Source organism: Alkalibacillus filiformis (assembly GCF_030814115.1).
GTDB classification, from domain to species: Bacteria; Bacillota; Bacilli; order Bacillales; family Alkalibacillaceae; genus Alkalibacillus; species Alkalibacillus filiformis.
Window position 1 is genome coordinate 20,307 of sequence record NZ_JAUSUP010000004.1, and the last position, 17,356, is coordinate 37,662.

Annotated in this window: 12 protein-coding genes and 2 riboswitches; of the genes, 11 read left to right on the top strand and 1 reads right to left on the bottom strand. The window is 39.0% G+C overall.

From position 1 onward, the window contains the following. Positions 1–92: 92 nt before the first annotated feature. On the bottom strand, positions 93–2,246 hold the full coding sequence (recQ, locus tag J2R98_RS08185; protein WP_307067887.1) for a DNA helicase RecQ: 2,154 nt from the start codon (positions 2,244–2,246) through the stop codon (positions 93–95). Positions 2,247–2,845: 599 nt separating this feature from the next. Between recQ and betA the strand changes: the two genes are divergently transcribed. The 11 genes from betA (at position 2,846) to J2R98_RS08240 (ending at position 17,356) form a co-directional block, all read left to right on the top strand. Beyond that, entirely contained in the window at positions 2,846–4,531 is a 1,686-nt protein-coding gene (betA, locus tag J2R98_RS08190) for a choline dehydrogenase (protein ID WP_307067888.1), read from the top strand. 99 nt (positions 4,532–4,630) lie between these two features. Further along, the gene (betB, locus tag J2R98_RS08195) at positions 4,631–6,103 is read left to right on the top strand and encodes a betaine-aldehyde dehydrogenase (protein WP_307067889.1); all 1,473 of its coding nucleotides are present in this window, start codon (positions 4,631–4,633) and stop codon (positions 6,101–6,103) included. 457 nt (positions 6,104–6,560) lie between these two features. Further along, positions 6,561–6,662: riboswitch (purine riboswitch) on the top strand. A 164-nt stretch (positions 6,663–6,826) separates the two neighbouring features. After that, positions 6,827–7,414 carry a xanthine phosphoribosyltransferase gene (locus J2R98_RS08200; protein WP_307067890.1) on the top strand — a complete coding sequence of 196 codons (588 nt, stop codon included), beginning with the start codon at positions 6,827–6,829 and terminating at the stop codon, positions 7,412–7,414. Between the two features lie 19 nt (positions 7,415–7,433). After that, entirely contained in the window at positions 7,434–8,957 is a 1,524-nt protein-coding gene (locus J2R98_RS08205) for a SulP family inorganic anion transporter (RefSeq protein WP_307067892.1), read from the top strand. Positions 8,958–9,034: 77 nt separating this feature from the next. Next, a complete protein-coding gene (rlmD, locus tag J2R98_RS08210) occupies positions 9,035–10,507 on the top strand; it encodes a 23S rRNA (uracil(1939)-C(5))-methyltransferase RlmD (RefSeq protein WP_307067894.1) in 1,473 nt (490 codons plus the stop codon). Positions 10,508–10,675: 168 nt separating this feature from the next. Then, positions 10,676–10,867, top strand: a complete 192-nt coding sequence (locus J2R98_RS08215; RefSeq protein WP_307067896.1) for a DUF378 domain-containing protein — start codon at positions 10,676–10,678, stop codon at positions 10,865–10,867. 130 nt (positions 10,868–10,997) lie between these two features. Beyond that, positions 10,998–11,135, top strand: coding sequence for a hypothetical protein (locus J2R98_RS08220; protein WP_307067898.1), 138 nt, complete (start codon positions 10,998–11,000; stop codon positions 11,133–11,135). A 119-nt stretch (positions 11,136–11,254) separates the two neighbouring features. Next, positions 11,255–12,214: an AAA family ATPase gene (locus J2R98_RS08225; RefSeq protein ID WP_307068232.1), complete on the top strand. Its 960-nt coding sequence runs from the start codon at positions 11,255–11,257 to the stop codon at positions 12,212–12,214. Further along, complete coding sequence (locus J2R98_RS08230) at positions 12,215–13,480, top strand: DUF58 domain-containing protein (RefSeq protein WP_307067900.1); 1,266 nt, start codon at positions 12,215–12,217, stop codon at positions 13,478–13,480. Further along, entirely contained in the window at positions 13,480–15,726 is a 2,247-nt protein-coding gene (locus J2R98_RS08235; protein ID WP_307067903.1) for a transglutaminase TgpA family protein, read from the top strand. The genes J2R98_RS08230 and J2R98_RS08235 overlap by 1 nt, the downstream gene beginning before the upstream one ends. Before the next feature lie 44 nt (positions 15,727–15,770). Beyond that, positions 15,771–15,873, top strand: a riboswitch (purine riboswitch). Between the two features lie 145 nt (positions 15,874–16,018). Beyond that, the gene (locus J2R98_RS08240) at positions 16,019–17,356 is read left to right on the top strand and encodes an NCS2 family permease (protein ID WP_146816870.1); all 1,338 of its coding nucleotides are present in this window, start codon (positions 16,019–16,021) and stop codon (positions 17,354–17,356) included.

A 17,356-nucleotide genomic window follows, 5' to 3' on the forward strand; every position in this document is an offset into this window, starting at 1 on the left:
GGGAAAAAACATTGAATTTGGTTTTTGTTGAGCAAGTAAAAAATACCTGAAAGCGACAGGTTAGTCCTCTGTCACTTTCAGGCGTTTTATCTTTATATAAGCTCATGCTTCAAACATACAGCTTTAATCATCGTATAGGTGATGTCATCGGGTAGTGCATCTTTAATGGGTTTATAGCGAAACTCTTCTAAATTCAATTCATCAATCACTGTTAAAATCTGTTGTTCCGCCTCACTTGTAAAGAAACGCTCTAAATCTAGTGCATGTCCTTCTTCGTACGCTTTGAATAAGTGACTGGTAATCGTGCTTTTCGCAAGTGATCGTTCCTCAACAATCTCATCAACGTCTTTGCCTTCTGTAAATAGCTCATAAGAATCTAAATAACTCGGTTTATCATTGTCTTTCTTTTCTTTTTTGATCTTCGGCTGAGCGGGCTCAACCGTTCGATTGGTCATGATTGCATCTTCGTTCTCTTCTCGAAATGATTTTAGTTTAGTTAAAAATGGCTCTCCATATTGTTCGTATTTCTTTTCGCCAATTCCTTTTACTTGTAGCATTTCAGGTTGGGTAGCGGGTACATGGCGTGCCAATTCTTTTAACGTTGCATCAGAAAAAACCATGTATGGCGGTAAGTTTTGCTCATCAGCGATTTCTTTCCTTAATTCTCTTAACGTTTGGAAGAGTTCTTCAGAGTAGCCCGCTTGAACAGCTTTCTTTTGCTCTGGAACTTTCATCCACACTTTTTCCTCATTTTTAAGAACAGGAATGGCATTGGCTGTAAGTTTTAATACAGGGAACTGTGCATCGGTTATTTGCAAATATTGATCAGCGACTAAGTAATTAATTAAATTTGTGATCTCTTTTTCAGTATAGTGGCTTAATAAACCATATGTCGAAAGTTGATTGAGCCTAAAGTCGGTAACTTTTTGGCTTTTTGACCCTTTAAGAACTTTTGCCGTTAGTGTAATCCCAAATTTTTCGTTCATTCGTTTCACACACGATAAAATCATTTGAGCTTCTTTCGTCATATCTTCTTTATGACCATCATCAAGACAGTTTGAACATTTGCCACAATGATCAAAGTCTTGACGATCCCCGAAATAGTCCAAAATATAACCTTGCAAACAGTGGGTCGTATGACAATAAGCAATCATGTCTTGCAACTTTTGGTACTCATCTTTTTTCTGTTCTTCTTCAAGGTCTGACTGTTCTATGAGGAATTTTTGTAACTGAATGTCTCTTGGTGAAAAGAGTAAATGACATTCACTTTCCACACCATCACGTCCAGCACGACCTGCTTCTTGGTAGTATGATTCAATGTTTTTCGGAAGGGCATAGTGAATGACGTACCGGACGTTTGATTTATCAATACCCATACCGAATGCATTCGTTGCGACCATGACTTGGACATCATCTGATATGAAGGCTGCTTGTGCTTCATGGCGTTGTTCTTTCGACATACCGGCATGATATCGTGCTGCTTCAATGCCCTTTTCCTTTAAAGTTTCATAGATTTGATCAGTCGTTTTCCGTGTTGCGGTGTATATAATGCCTGAATCATTTAAATGTGTACTAATAAAATCGTTCAAATAATCATTTGGGTTAACGCCTTTAATGACTTTAAATTTCAAGTTCTCACGGGCAAATCCTGTTACAACAGTATGCTCTGAATCAATGTTTAACAGTTTTTTAATATCATGAATGACTTGTTGCGTAGCTGTCGCTGTTAAAGCAATGGTCGGTGGCTGTTGTGAAAGTTGTTTTATGTACGGAACAACAGAACGGTAACTCGGTCGGAAGTCATGTCCCCATTGAGAAATACAGTGCGCCTCATCAAACGCGATTAAGGAAAGGTCAACCTTCTCTAGCATATTTAAAAAGTGAGGTGTTTCAAAACGCTCTGGTGAGACATAAACCATTTTATAATTGCCGTTTATCATTTCATTCAGTCGATGTTGTTGTTCAGATCCATCGAGTGAACTGTTAATATAGGTTGCTGAAATGTCGGTTGCGTTCAATGCCTCAACTTGATCGTTCATTAGTGAAATAAGCGGGGAAATAATGATCGCTGTTCCATCTAGAACAAGGCTAGGAATCTGGTAACATAACGATTTTCCTCCACCTGTTGGCATGATCGCTAACGTGTTGTTTTCGTTTAAGATCGATTGAATGGCCTCTTCTTGTCCGGGACGAAAAGAAGAGAATCCATAGTAGCGGTTGAGTGTATGGACTGCTTGGTTAATCAAGTTGACCCCCCTTTTAGGTTCGTTATAAGCAAGTTCAATTAAGTCTATTATAACATTTTGCACTATTTATTTATGTCGTTTAGTAGTTAATTATATTATTAACGTTTGTAAATCTTAGTGAATATTTGACATAGAGGTTTGAGCTCTGAGTTGTTGTATTGTGGTGAGCGAAGGTGGCGACTCCTGGTCGGCTAAAAGCGGTCACGTCCTGTGACCAACGCCGACACTTGACCATCCTGGTCTTCGCGGGAAATTAAGCCGTGCCCATGCAAAGAAAACACTGCGACAAACGACCTTAGGGAAGTTTGAGCAGATGTTGCACTTGTGCCCTGAGGGTGAAAGCGTCCACCGAGAGCGAACCACAATAACAACAACGGACTCTAACAGAGACGTAACAATAAGAAATTTAACAATCTAGCTACTTCACAGTTTACAGCTTTTTAGTCGTGTGTTATATTTAAGTTGTTAAATTCGTTAAGAAAAAATTTAATAAAGTTAACGCAATGGATGATTCATTTATTTAGTGTTATTTATACCCCCATTTATATATTACTTTTCATCCTTGCTTTAAGTTAAAGATATTCAAGGAGGTTTTTCATATGGCAGAAAGATATGATTACGTAGTTGTAGGAGGCGGAAGTGCTGGTTCAGTTGTAGCCAACCGTCTAAGTGAAGATAGCAGTAAAAGTGTTCTCGTACTAGAAGCGGGACGTAAAGACTTTGCATGGGATTTATTAATTCAAATGCCAGCAGCTCTACCATTCCCAGCTGGTAAGAAATTATATGATTGGATGTATGAGTCTGATCCAGAACCTTATATGGATGGACGCCGTATTAAGCATGCTCGTGGTAAAGTGCTTGGTGGTTCAAGCTCTATTAATGGTATGATTTATCAACGTGGTAACCCAATGGACTATGAGCGTTGGGGTTCAGAGCCTGGTATGGAATCTTGGGATTATGCGCATTGTCTTCCATATTTCAAACGTTTAGAAAATACCGCAGCAGCGGATAAAGGTGATCCATACCGTGGTACGGATGGTCCGTTCACTTTAGAGCGCGGACCAGCGAAAAACCCACTATTCCAAGCGTTTTTCAACTCAGCTGTTGAAGCGGGTTATTCTCGCACACCTGATGTTAACGGTTATCGTCAAGAAGGGTTCGGTCCATTCGATAAGCACTTAGAAAATGGTCGTCGTATGTCAGCAGCACGTGCCTACTTACACCCGATTAAAAATCGTAAAAACTTAACAATTAAAACACGTGCTTTTGTATCAAACATCGATTTTGATGGTCGTCGTGCAAAAGGATTAACGTATCAACGTAATGGTAGAAAACACCAAGTTGAAGCTGGTGAAGTTGTCTTAGCAGGTGGTGCGATTAATACACCGCAACTACTTCAACTTTCAGGAATTGGCGATGCGAAACATTTAAAATCAGTAGGTGTTGAACCGGTCGTTGATTTACCTGGTGTCGGTGAAAACTTACAAGACCATTTAGAAGCGTATATTCAATATGCTTGTCCAGAACCAGTTTCAGAACAACCAAACTTAAGTAAATTAAAGATGCCATGGATTGGCTTGCAGTGGTTATTAGCGCGCAAAGGTGCAGCTGCTACGAACCATTTTGAAGGTGGAGGTTTCGTCCGTTCTAACGATGAAGTCGATTATCCAAACTTAATGTTCCACTTCTTACCGCTTGCGGTTCGTTATGATGGGCAAAAAGCCGAAACGAAACACGGTTTCCAAGTACACGTTGGTCCGATGTATTCAGATGTTCGCGGTTCACTTAAAATTAAATCAAATGATCCTAAAGAGTACCCAAGCATGGTGTACAACTATTTATCAACAGAACGCGATCGCCAAGAATGGATAGAAGCATTACGTGTCACTCGTAAAATTATGTCACAACCAGCAATGGCGAAGTATAACTCAGGTGAAATTTCTCCAGGGCCTGATGTACAAACAGACGAAGAAATTTTAGACTGGGTTAAGAAAGATGCTGAAACAGCACTTCACCCATCTTGTACAGCGAAAATGGGACCTAAATCAGACCCAATGGCTGTAGTAGATCCTGAATCTATGAAAGTTCATGGTTTAGATAACGTGCGTGTCGTTGACGCATCAGCTATGCCACACATTACAAATGGTAATATCCACGCACCTGTCTTAATGCTTGCAGAAAAAGCAGCGGACTTAATCCGTGGTAAAAAGCCATTAGAGCCACTTCATTTAGATTATTACCGTCATAAAGTTGACCCAGTAGATGCGGGTGCAAGAGAGAGTTAACTTAAATTTAATAGGCGCTGTTGAAATGCTTGAGTAAAAGGGGCATTGGCAGCGCCTCTTATAGCTATCAATAAAATTAATAAATTGGAGTTGATCGTTTTGAATTTAAAACTGAAACAATACATTAATGGTCAATGGGTAGACGCTAAGTCAGGTCAAACGCGTGACATTATTAATCCATACAATCAAGAAGTCGTTGCAACTGTTCCTGAAGGTGATGATGCAGATGCTAAAGAAGCGATTGCTGCAGCGCGTGAAGCATTTGATCACGGCGAATGGGCAACACTTCCTGCAATTGAACGTAGTCAAATCGTTCGTAAAATTGCGAACTTTATTGAACGAGATCGTGAAGAGTTAGCACGTCTAGAATCATTAGACACTGGTAAAACAGTAGAAGAGAGTCGCGGGGACATGGACGATATTGCTGGTGTTTTCCATTACTATGCAGACATTGGTGATAAAAACGGCGGCGAAATGATCGAATCACCAATGCCGAATTCAATTAGTAAAGTCGTTCATGAACCAGTTGGTGTATGTGGACAAATTACGCCATGGAATTACCCATTGCTACAAGCTTCTTGGAAGTTAGCGCCAGCACTTGTAACAGGTAATACGTTAGTAATGAAGCCGAGTGAAATTACACCACTAACAACACTGAAAACATTTGAATTAATGGAAGAAGCCGGTGTTCCTGCTGGTGTTGCTAACTTAGTGCTTGGTTCAGGTGCTACTGTAGGTAATGAACTTTCAAGCAGTGTTGACGTTGATCTTATTTCATTCACAGGTGGAATTGCTACTGGAAAGAAAATTATGCAAGCAGCAAGTTCTAACATGAAGAATCTTGCTCTTGAATTAGGCGGTAAAAACCCGAACGTTATTTTCGCTGATGCAGATTTTGAATTAGCAGTTGACCAGGCATTAAACGGTGTATTTTTCCACGCAGGACAAATTTGTTCAGCTGGTACGAGATTAATCGTTGAAGAAAGCATTCATGATGATTTAGTAAATGCATTAGTAGAACGTGTGAAGCAGTTTAAGATCGGCAGTGGTTTTGATGACGATACACAAATGGGACCACTTATTTCTGCTGAACACCTTGAAAAAGTAGAAAAGTATGTTGAAAGAGGAATCGAAGAAGGTGCTACTTTAGCTGTTGGTGGTAAGCGCCCAGAAGACCCAGAACTACAAGACGGTTTCTTCTACCTTCCAACGATTTTTACGGATTGTACAACGGATATGGACATCGTTCAAGATGAAGCATTCGGTCCAATTATTACTGTCGAGAAATTCACGCGTGAAGAAGAAGCAGTTAATCTAGCGAATGACTCAATCTATGGCCTTGCTGGTGGCGTGTTTACAAACGATATCGCCAAAGCTGAACGTTGTGCGGCAAAAATGCGCATGGGTACAGTTTGGATTAACGAATTCAACGTTTACTTCCCACACGCACCATGGGGTGGATATAAACAGTCAGGCATCGGCCGCGAATTAGGTAAGCTAGGAATCGAAGAGTATACTGAAACGAAACACATCTTACAAAATGTAAAACCTGAACCGTTAAATTGGTTCTAATATATAAAAAAACCGCTAATATGTTCACCAGTTTGAACATGTTGGCGGTTTTTTGAACTTCTAATTAGCTTTACAAACGAAACTCTAATATGTTCTGTGAGTTGTTCGACTTTCTTACATTTATTCCAATCCCTAACTTAATTGAGATAGCTTTGCTTGGGTGAAGACATTAGGGGAAGACTTTAATAGCAATTTTTCCACTAAGTTGTTGTATTGTGATGAGCGAAGGTGGTGACGCCTGCGGGAACAGCACGAGCTGAAGATCCACTGGGGAAAGTGTTTTTCTTTCCCCAGTTAGCTGAAGCCGTGCCCGCGGCAAGCATCCACCGAAAGCGAATCACAATAACAACAACGAACTGTTCAATAAACTAACTTCCAAAAAATTCTTTTGTTCGTTTTTTTAATGTTAGGGGTTCAAATGAATAGATTTTTATAATACAATCTTCTTAATAACCGAACAATTAAATATATGCCTACTTGTATAATAGTGGAAATAAGGTCCACAAGTCTCTACCAAGTTACCGTAAATAACTTGACTACAAGTGGTTTCGAGACTCGGGGATCTTATGCCTAATTTAGGCGTATTAAATTCCTGGTTATTTTCGTACTTAATTTTTAATAGCTAAGTCGAATGTCTGAAATCACTTTAGTCAAAGTGGTTGAGGGCATTCGGCTTTTTTTGTTTTGCGGAAGTTTTTTAAGACGAACAAAGGAGGAACAAAAATGAAGCAATTACAACAAGCGATTTTAGAAAGAGGTTCAGTATTATCTGATGATGTATTAAAAGTCGATCAATTTTTAAACCATCAAATAGATACAAATTTAATGATAAACATTGGAAAAGAGTTTGTTAGTAGATTTCAAGATAGCAAGATTACTAAGGTGCTAACGATTGAATCTTCTGGTATTGCGCCAAGTTTTATGGCTGCAAGTGAATTAGACGTTCCACTCGTCTTCGCTCGTAAGAAAAAATCGCTAACAGTGACAGACAACATTTACTCAAGTGGTGTCTATTCGTACACGAAGCAAGAGATGAATAACATTACGGTTTCGAAAGACTATTTATCTTCGGGTGACAACGTATTAATAATCGATGACTTTTTAGCACAAGGAAATGCGGCACTAGGGTTGGTCGATGTAGTCAAACAAGCAGGCGCATCTGTTGCTGGTGTTGGCATTGTCATTGAAAAGAGCTTTCAAGAAGGCCGGGAGAAGCTTGAAGAAAAGGGATATAGAGTTGAGTCGTTAGCGCGAATTCAGTCGTTGAAAGGTTCAGAAGTGACGTTTTTAGAAGAACTAGTGACAAAATAAACGGTGAGGAGCATTAATCATGAATCAAACAGTAAATTATCCATTGTTTAAAAAAGAAGATACAGATGCATTTTTCGCCTTGTTTCAAAACAACCTAGCCAACTTTGTTATTATCGCGGTGACAATGTTAGGGTTGGGTTTTCCAACGAGTATTGTATTTGGTCAAGTGATTCCTGGTGCAGCGGTTGCTGTCATCGTCGGAAATCTTTATTATGCTTACATGGCAAAACGGCTAGCTCAAAAAGAAGGGCGGACGGATGTTACAGCCTTATCTTACGGAATTAGTACGCCTGTAATGTTTGTGTTTTTATTTGGGGTGTTAGTCCCTGCCTATACGTTAACGGACAATTATCAACTTGCTTGGCAAATTGCTGTAGCAGCAGCGTTTATTAGTGGTTTAATTCAAGTGGTAGCGAGTGTCGCAGGTAATTGGATACGCGCGCAAATTCCACGAGCTGCCTTATTAGGTGCGCTTGCTGGTGTAGCACTTACTTTTGTTGCTGGTGAGATGTTATTTAATACGTTTTCGATTCCAGTAGTTGGTCTTGTCGCACTTGTCATCATTATTGTCGGTGTTATTGGCAAAATCGCAATGCCATTTAACATTCCGCCGACATTATTTGCGATCGTAATTGGAACTGTATTGGCTTTTACTTTAGGTTATCAATCAACAGGACAAATTGCCGAAGGACTTAATAATGTTGGATTTTACCCACTTATTCCAAGTTTAGCTGCAATTGACGGTATGAGCTATTTGTTTACGGCTTTAGTCGGCTTATTAGCTGTCATTCTACCGATTACGTTATATAACTCGATCGAAACGATGAACAATGTCGATGCGATGGATGCTGCTGGTGATGGGTATGATGTCCGTGAATGTCAAGCTGTGGACGGAGCTGGAACTATGCTTGGTTCACTATTTGGTGGCTTGTTCCCAACGACAGTTTATATTGTCTCAGTAGGCTCAAAAGAAATGGGAGCTGGGCGTGGTTATAGTATTTTAAACGCGATCGTGTTCGGTGTTGCAGCTGTTACAGGTGTAATTGCCGCTTTATCTGCGATTATTCCTTTAGCTGCCATTGCGCCTATTTTAGTATTTGTCGGGCTTTCAATGGTTGGAACAGCATTTCAATCGAATAAAACGAAATACTTCCCAGCTGTTACGATCGCTATGCTTCCGTATTTCGCAAACTACGTCATGACACGCTTTAATGCAGATGCCGGTGCAACAGTTGCCGAGATTTCTGAAGGAATTGTCCCACTTGGCCAAGGGGCGATGTTTACAGCGGTTATTTTAGGTGCGATTACCGTGTTTGTCATCGACCGACAATTCATTAAAGCGAGCATTTTCTCAATCATTGCAGCAGGTTTATCATTTGTCGGATTTATGCACGCACCTGAGTTGGCAATCAATGCAGCTCCAGACTATGCAATGGCGTATTTAATTATATCTGTATTCTTTATCTATTTAGCTTATAAAGAAGCGAATAGTACAATTAAAGTTGTACAACACGAATCAGTTAAACAACAAGCAGCTTCCTAAACTAACTTCTTATTTTACTATCGGTTTAGGGTAGTATATAATGAGGTGTCAAAGATAAGAAAAGTTAGGTAGTGCTTATGTCAAAACGTAAAAATAATGCATCATTCAAAAAATCAAATAAAGAGCAAAAGCAACATGGTAAGAAAAAGAACCACGCTGCTCAAAAACATCAGGCGAAACCACAAGGTAATCAAGGGAATTCACCTAATCAAGGCAAAAAAGCAGTGACAGCTGAACTGACATGTAACGGCTTTTCCAATGATGGTAAGGGTCTTGTCGATTGGGAAGGAAAGCAATTAAAAGTACCTTACCTGTTACCTGGTGAAACAGCAGAAATTGCGATCACGAAAAAAGGGAAGTACTATAACACAAAGTTGAAACGTGTTTTAAAACCGTCTAAAGACCGGGCAAAGCCGCCATGTCCGTATTATTATGATTGCGGTGGTTGTCAGCTTCAGCATATGAACAGTTCAGCACAAGATCAGTTAAAACAAAATACGGTCGATCACTTAATGAAGCCTTTCGTGAAGCCAGAACCAATCATGACGATGGATCACCCTTGGGATTATCGTAATAAAAATCACATGACATTTGGCCTGACGAGAAACCGCCAAATTATCGGTGGTCTTTATGCGCAAAATACACATCGTATTATCGATATGGATCGATGTATCATTCATGACCCAAAAGCAGATCAAATCGTTCATACGATTAAAGGCATGATGAAGTCGTTCAAAATGATTCCATATAATGAAGATTCAGGACAAGGCTTTTTAAGACACGTCCTCATTAAAGTCGGTAAAGCAAGTGGAGAGATTATGGTCGTGTTAGTCGCTGCTTCGCCGATTTTTAAAGGGAAGAACAATTTCGTCAAAGCGTTAACAAAAGAACACCCTGAAATTTCAACAATCCTTCTAAATATTAACGACAAAGATACGAGTATGGTGCTCGGTGATCAGGAAAAAGTTTTATACGGAAAAGGAACGATCACTGACACATTATGCGGGATGAAATTTGAGATCTCACCGAAGTCCTTTTATCAAATTAACCCCGCTCAAACTGAAAAGTTGTACGGAAGAGCAGTTGAAATGGCTGAATTGACTGGTAAAGAGACCGTTATTGATGCTTACTGTGGAATCGGCACAATTGGCCTAATCGCTAGTCAAAAAGCTGGAAAAGTAATCGGTGTTGAGTTAAACAAAGATGCCGTTCGTGATGCGATTCGTAATTCAAAACGTAACGGTGTAAATAATGCTAGGTTTTATCAAGGCGATGCTGGTGAATTCATGGTACAAATGGCTAATCACGGTGATAAAGCCGATGTCGTCATTTTAGACCCACCACGTAATGGAAGTGACGAAGCCTTCTTATCAAGTGTTGTAAAGCTTAAGCCGAAGCGTGTTGTCTATGTATCGTGTAACCCAGAAACACAAGCACGTGATATGAAGTATTTAGTGAAGAACGGTTATACAGTTGAAGAAATTCAACCTGTTGATATGTTTCCTCAAACGCATCATGTCGAGTCAGTTGCGAAGTTAGTGAGGAAATAGTGTTTATAAGTTATAAAAAAAGAGACCTTATGAATAAAATAAGGTTTCTTTTTTTTGTCTCAAACAGCATTTAATGTATGATTTTTAGGTTTTTGTTAAACAATACCGTATACAAGGTATTTTTAGGTTATTCAACAAATGACTGTCAACAAGAAAGGTGGTATGGAAATGAACAAAACTGCTTTAGCTTTATTGATTATAGGTGGATTGAACTGGCTTATCTTTGGACTATTCGGTTGGGACCTAGTGGGAGCTATATTTGGTGGAATGGACTCAGTTCTTTCACGAATCATATACGTCATTGTTGGTATTGCTGCTTTATACTCGTTCACTTTCTTTAACCGAGTCGATGCAGAATAGTTTAAAACACCGGTCAGCGTATGCTGGTCGGTGTATTTTTTTAGAGTAATTTCAATCAAATCATTCTACATACACTTTTGCGTTCCATGTTACGATAATAGTTAAGTTGACAAAAAGTGGGTGATGGAACATGGATCGTTGTTTTTGTTATGAGAAGTTTAAAGATCAACTGCCTAAGGACTTTGAACCAAAGTGTTTCAAAGAGCAGTGTCGTAATTACCGTGAAAATATGAAGAAGCTAGGTTATAATGTCGAAAAGCCAAAATAGTTTCCTAGAATTCTAGAAAAATTGCTATAAAATGTATAAATTGTTTCACATTCAACAATCATTTTATAGTAAGATAAAATTAGCGAAATGTTATGACAATTTAGGAGGTTGTGTAGTTGATGAACCAGCAAATGGCCAAACAACAAACTAAAATTAATGAGTTAGTAGAAAATATCGAAAAAGTTATGGTTGGTAAACGTGAAGCGATTGAACTAACAATTGTCGCACTACTTGCGCAGGGGCATGTTTTGTTAGAGGATGTTCCTGGTGTTGGTAAAACAATGCTAGTTCGAGCATTAGCGAAATCTGTTGATTTACAGTTTAGTAGAATTCAATTTACACCTGACTTATTACCGTCTGATGTAACAGGTGTTTCGATTTATAATCAAAAGGAAATGAAATTCGAATTTCAGCCTGGGCCGATTATGGGGAATATTGTGCTTGCTGATGAAATTAACCGTACGTCGCCAAAGACACAGTCAGCTCTTTTAGAAAGTATGGAAGAGAAGCACATTACGGTTGATGGTGTGACGATGAGATTGAACGATCCTTTTTTTGTATTGGCTACACAGAATCCAATTGAATATGAAGGGACTTATCCGTTACCAGAAGCACAACTGGACCGTTTCTTACTAAAATTAAAAATGGGATATCCCCTTAAGCAAGAAGAGATTACGATGCTAGACCGTACTTCGAATGTGCATCCAATTGATACGTTAACGCCAGTTATGACAAGAGAGGAACTTTTAGAGAAGCAAAATGAAGTTCGCGATGTTCATGTAAGTGACTCCATTAAAAAGTATATCGTTGAAATTGTTTCAAACACGCGTAAAAACCCACTCATTCAGTTAGGAGCTAGCCCACGTGCATCAATTGCTTTAATGAAAGCAGCTCAAGCTTATGCTTATATTCATGGTCGTGATTACACAGTACCAGATGATGTGAAATATATGGCACCACATGTATTGTCGCACCGTTTATTATTAACTTCTGAAGCAAAGTTTGAAGGTAAAACAGATAAACAAATATTAGAAGACTTAATTAAAAAGACGATGATTCCAATTGAGAGAGGATCGTAAATGGCTAATTCGTTGAAATTTGTATTAAAGCTCATTCTAGTTTTAGCATTGACTATTACATTGTTTGTTTACGGTATGTTTCAAGGTGGGTTTGTTAGTTGGTTTTTATTTTTTAGCTTCCTACCTATTCTAGCTTATTCTATAATGATGATTTTCTATCCTTTGAAGTTTGTCAAAGTCGAGCGTCAAGTTAGTAAACATTACTTACAAGCAGGGCAAACGTTGAACGTAACGGTTAATATTAAACGAGTATTACCTTTGCCCATTTTTTACTTGGTTGTAGAAGATGGTGTCCCTGAAATGCTTACTTGGCATGATACGAGGCATCATAAATACCGTTTTTTATCTAATCCTAATAAACTAAAAAGTAGACAAAATAGTAAAACGATCGTCTTCCCGTTTCTCCGAAGAAAAATGAGTTATCAGTATAACTTAGAATCGATTCCAAGAGGGCGTCACGAATTTGGTCAAGTTAAGCTATTAACGGGCGATGTGATGGGATTAGTGAAAAAAGAGAGAACTTACGATGTCGAAACGGCGGTGTTAGTTGAACCAGGTGAAGTGTCGTTACAGTTGGAGCTTGACAGGTCTACCTTTGAAGAAGGGCAACAGTCGGCTTATACGATTACAGCTAACCATACAAATCTCGTATCAGGTGTGCGAGATTATGCACCGGGTGATCAGTTATCTTGGATCGATTGGAAAACAACAGCGAGGAAACAAGAGCTCGTAACAAAAGAGTTTGAAGAAGAGAAGCATAAAGACTTATCGATTATTTTAAATGGTAGTTCTCAGGATTTTAATCTATGGCTAGCGTTTGAAGCGGCTGTAGAAGTAACCCATGCTGTTGCTAACCACTCGTATGAAGACCATGGTAACGTATCAGTTATTGCATTAGGTCACGCACGAGAAGAAGTTGTGTTATCACATGGAAAACAATCATTAGAAAAATTAACACGTTTGTTAAGTCAGATTCAACTCGTTCAAGGTGATCATTTTCCACAACAATTGAAACGTGAAGCGTGGCAACTATCAAAAGATCGTTATTTAGTGGTAGTAACGCATGAGTTATCACCAGCGATTAATAAGACGATTATACAGCTTAAACAACAACAAGTTGATGTACACATTATTTTCATAAGAAGTAAACAATTAATTAGCCATGAAGAAAGAGTTGGAATGGATCAGTTACATTATTCGGGTGTAAAAGTGACATGGCTAAATGAAGACCGATTAGCAAGAAGGCATATTGAGGTGAACGCCTGATGCGTTTAAAGGATATGAGTACAAGTAAATGGACAGGAATCGCATTATATATTGGAAGTATGCTGTTGCTAATGGAGTGGGTTTTACCGCTAGGGCAAGTAACAGACACTGGTGGAACACATTTATTTATTATTTATATTGTGTTCTGTTTTGTCATTTCGTTAATTCAATTACCTATGTGGGTTGCTCCAGTTTTAAAGCTAACAGGATTGATGTTCTTATTAAATTATATATTTTATGAACCGTCATTTTTCTCATTAGCTTGGTTAGGGGAGCTTTTAGTTGATCTGCAAACAAGCTCTCAAGCATTACTGGGTCAAAGTTGGATCGAACTGACGCCTGTTTTTCGAACAGTATTGTTTTTAATTTTATTATGGATGATGAGTTATTTACTTTACTATTGGTTTGTCGTCGTTAAACGACCTTTTTCTTTTGTTCTATTAACGTTTGTCTATGTAACAGCACTAGATACATTTACCCTATACGATGGATACGTTGCGATTGTAAGAGTCTTCGTCATTAGTGTATTAATTTTAATATTGGCTAATATGAATCGAATTGTTGATCAAGAGGATATCAAAGTGCCAAGTGGTCGTAAGATGGCTAAATGGATTGCACCGATGGCAGTCGTTGTTTTTATTAGTGCGGCTGTCGGATTTGCGGCACCTAAGTTTGAACCACAATGGCCTGATCCAGTATCGTTTATTCAAGCAGCTGGACAAAATGGTTTCGGTTCAGGTGATGGTAGTGGTGCAGGAGTTAACCGTGTTGGCTATGGTGAACATGATGACCGTCTCGGTGGCGGCTTTATTATGGATGATACGACTGTGTTCTTTGCTACAGCTACATCTCCAAGGTATTGGAAAGTTGAAACGAAAGATCAATATACTGGACATGGATGGGTTCGTTCAGATGAAGGTACACCAACGACAAATGAAAGTGGTCACTTCCCACATATTTCAGATTATGGCGAAAGTGTAGAACGTAATGAGACAGAAGCGGAACTACAATTTATTGATCCTGGCCATTTAAATAAAATCCCTTATCTATATGGTACAGAGACCGTTGGAACTACAGTTGATGGTGCTAGTTTTTACTATAATCATACGACTGGTGAGCTTGCATCCATAATCAACGAGGAACAGAATTTAGTTGACGAAGGTTATTATTTAGAAGCTGGGCGACCGGATTTTCCAAGAAACGCAATGAGAGAAGTGCCAGTTGAACATGAAGAATCAGATGAAATGCCAGAAAGATATTTGCAGTTACCGGACGATCTGCCAGAGAGAGTATCAAATTTAGCGGAAGAGATTGTATCTGATGTTGATGAAAACCGCTATGATTATGCTCGGGCAATTGAGAGTTACTTTGAAGATAGTGGGTTTGAATATGCGACATCAGATGTTTCGATTCCTGGTGATGATGAAGACTATGTTGATCAGTTTTTATTTGATACTCAGCGTGGTTATTGCGATAACTATTCAACATCTATGGTCGTTATGTTAAGAAGTTTAGATATTCCTGCAAGGTGGGCGAAAGGTTTTACCGGCGGTGAACGTGCGTTTCAACAAGACGTCTTTCCAGGTGAGGGGTCTAACGTTTTTGAAGTACAAAATAATAATGCTCACTCTTGGGTAGAAGTTTACTTCCCTGAAGTTGGATGGGTGCCTTTTGAGCCGACAATTGGTTTTGAAAACCAGGCGAACTTCTCAACAGGGGAATCGATTGACGACATCTTAGATGAAGATCGTAACGAAGATGATCCGTTAGAAGCTCCTGAAAATGAAGATCAGTCTGATATGGACGATTTATTAGACGAAGGAAATGAAAGTGAAGAAGATGAAACAGTTGGTGCAATAGGTCAAGACGGTAACTTTAATTGGCTACATTTATTAGCTATAACAATTGGGACGTTATTAACAATCTGGTTAACCTATATGTATCGTTCGAGAATCACAGCCAGCTGGAAAGAGCAAAAGTTAAAAAGAAAGCCTTCTGCTAAAACAATTACGAAATCGTATCAATTCATCTTGAAATTGCTAGAAAGAGAAGGATATCAATTCCAAAGCGGTGAAACACTTCGTGAGTATGCTTATAACGTTGACCGTATGTTAGGTGACAGGCAAATGACAGAGTTGACACAGTACTATGAGCGTTTCGTATATCGTGAAGAAGATCTAAACCAAGAATCAGATCAATTCTATCAAACTTGGAGAAAGTTAACGAAACAAATTTTGTCGAAATAAGTATTGACGAAACGACTAATCGTTTGTAAAGTTAAGCTATATCATAAAAAATAATAAGAAACACTTCGTATAATGTTGGGGATATGGCCCAAGAGTTTCTACCGGACTACCGTAAATGGTCTGACTACGAGTGACGGCAATAATAGATATGTGTAGTAGATTACCGATTTAAGGTTTAGTAGACTGTAATTCGGGTAGTTTATGACACAATTGATTGCAAAATGTCCTCGTAGCACTCTTGGTTTCGGCCAAGGGTGTTTTTTAGTGTTTCAACAATGGGGGAGGACAAACGATGAAGAAGTATTTTCAGTTTGAAGAGCTGGGGACGAATTACCGTCGCGAAATTATGGGTGGTGTTACGACATTCTTAGCGATGGCTTATATTTTATTCGTAAATCCTGCTGTTTTAGCTTTACTAGATATTGAGGAATTGCCAGCAGGCGTGACAAGAATGGATCCTGAAGCGGTCTTTGTGGCGACGGCTTTAGCAGCTGCAGTAGGTACGTTAATTATGGGTCTTGTTGCAAAGTACCCAATCGCATTAGCCCCTGGTATGGGATTAAACGCATTTTTTGCTTATACAGTGGTTTTAACATGGGGAATCCCATGGGAAACAGCTTTAGCTGGTGTTTTAGCTTCAGGTGTCATCTTTATGATCTTAACTTTAACTGGTGTTAGAGAAAAAGTTATTAATGCTATTCCAAATAATTTAAAACTTGCAGTCGGTGCAGGTATTGGTTTATTTATTGCATTTATTGGTTTAACGAACGTTGGCATTATTGAATCTGATCCTGACACTTACTTAGCTTTGGGTGACTTAACAAACCCGTATACACTACTAGCGATCTTTGGTGTTGTGGCGACCGTTATCTTACTAACGTTAGGGCTTAAAGGCGGCGTGTTCTATGGTATGATCGCGACTGCTGTAGCAGGTATGCTTGTAGGATTGATTGACCCACCAACTGGAGCGAGTGATGTAGTTAGCACAGTACCAAGTTTAGAGCCAACGTTTGGTGCAGCTTTTGAAAACTTTGGTGAGATTTTTACAATACAGATGTTAATCGTCATCATGACATTTTTATTCGTTGACTTTTTTGATACAGGTGGTACTTTAGTAGCCGTCGCTACGCAAGGTGGATTTATGAAAGACGGCAAGTTACCTAGAGCGAACAAAGCTTTATTCTCTGATTCATCTGCAACGGTAGCTGGTTCTATTTTAGGTACGTCTACAACGACGTCTTATATTGAATCAACGACAGGTGTCAGTGCGGGTGCAAGAACAGGTTTTGCCTCTGTTGTAACGGCGGCATTATTCTTATTAGCGCTCTTCTTCTCTCCTTTACTTGGAGTTGTAACAGCAGAAGTGACAGCACCAGCTTTAATTATTGTTGGTATATTAATGGCAGCGAACTTACGTCATGTTGAGTGGGATAAGTTTGAAATTGCAGTGCCAGCTTTCTTCACGTTACTGGCAATGCCTTTAACGTATAGTATCGCTACAGGAATTGCTGTTGGTTTCATTTTCTATCCAATTACGATGATTGTAAAAGGACGAGGAAAAGAAATTCACCCAGTCATGTACGTTCTATTTGTCATATTTATTTTATATTTTATTTTCATCCCTGAGTAA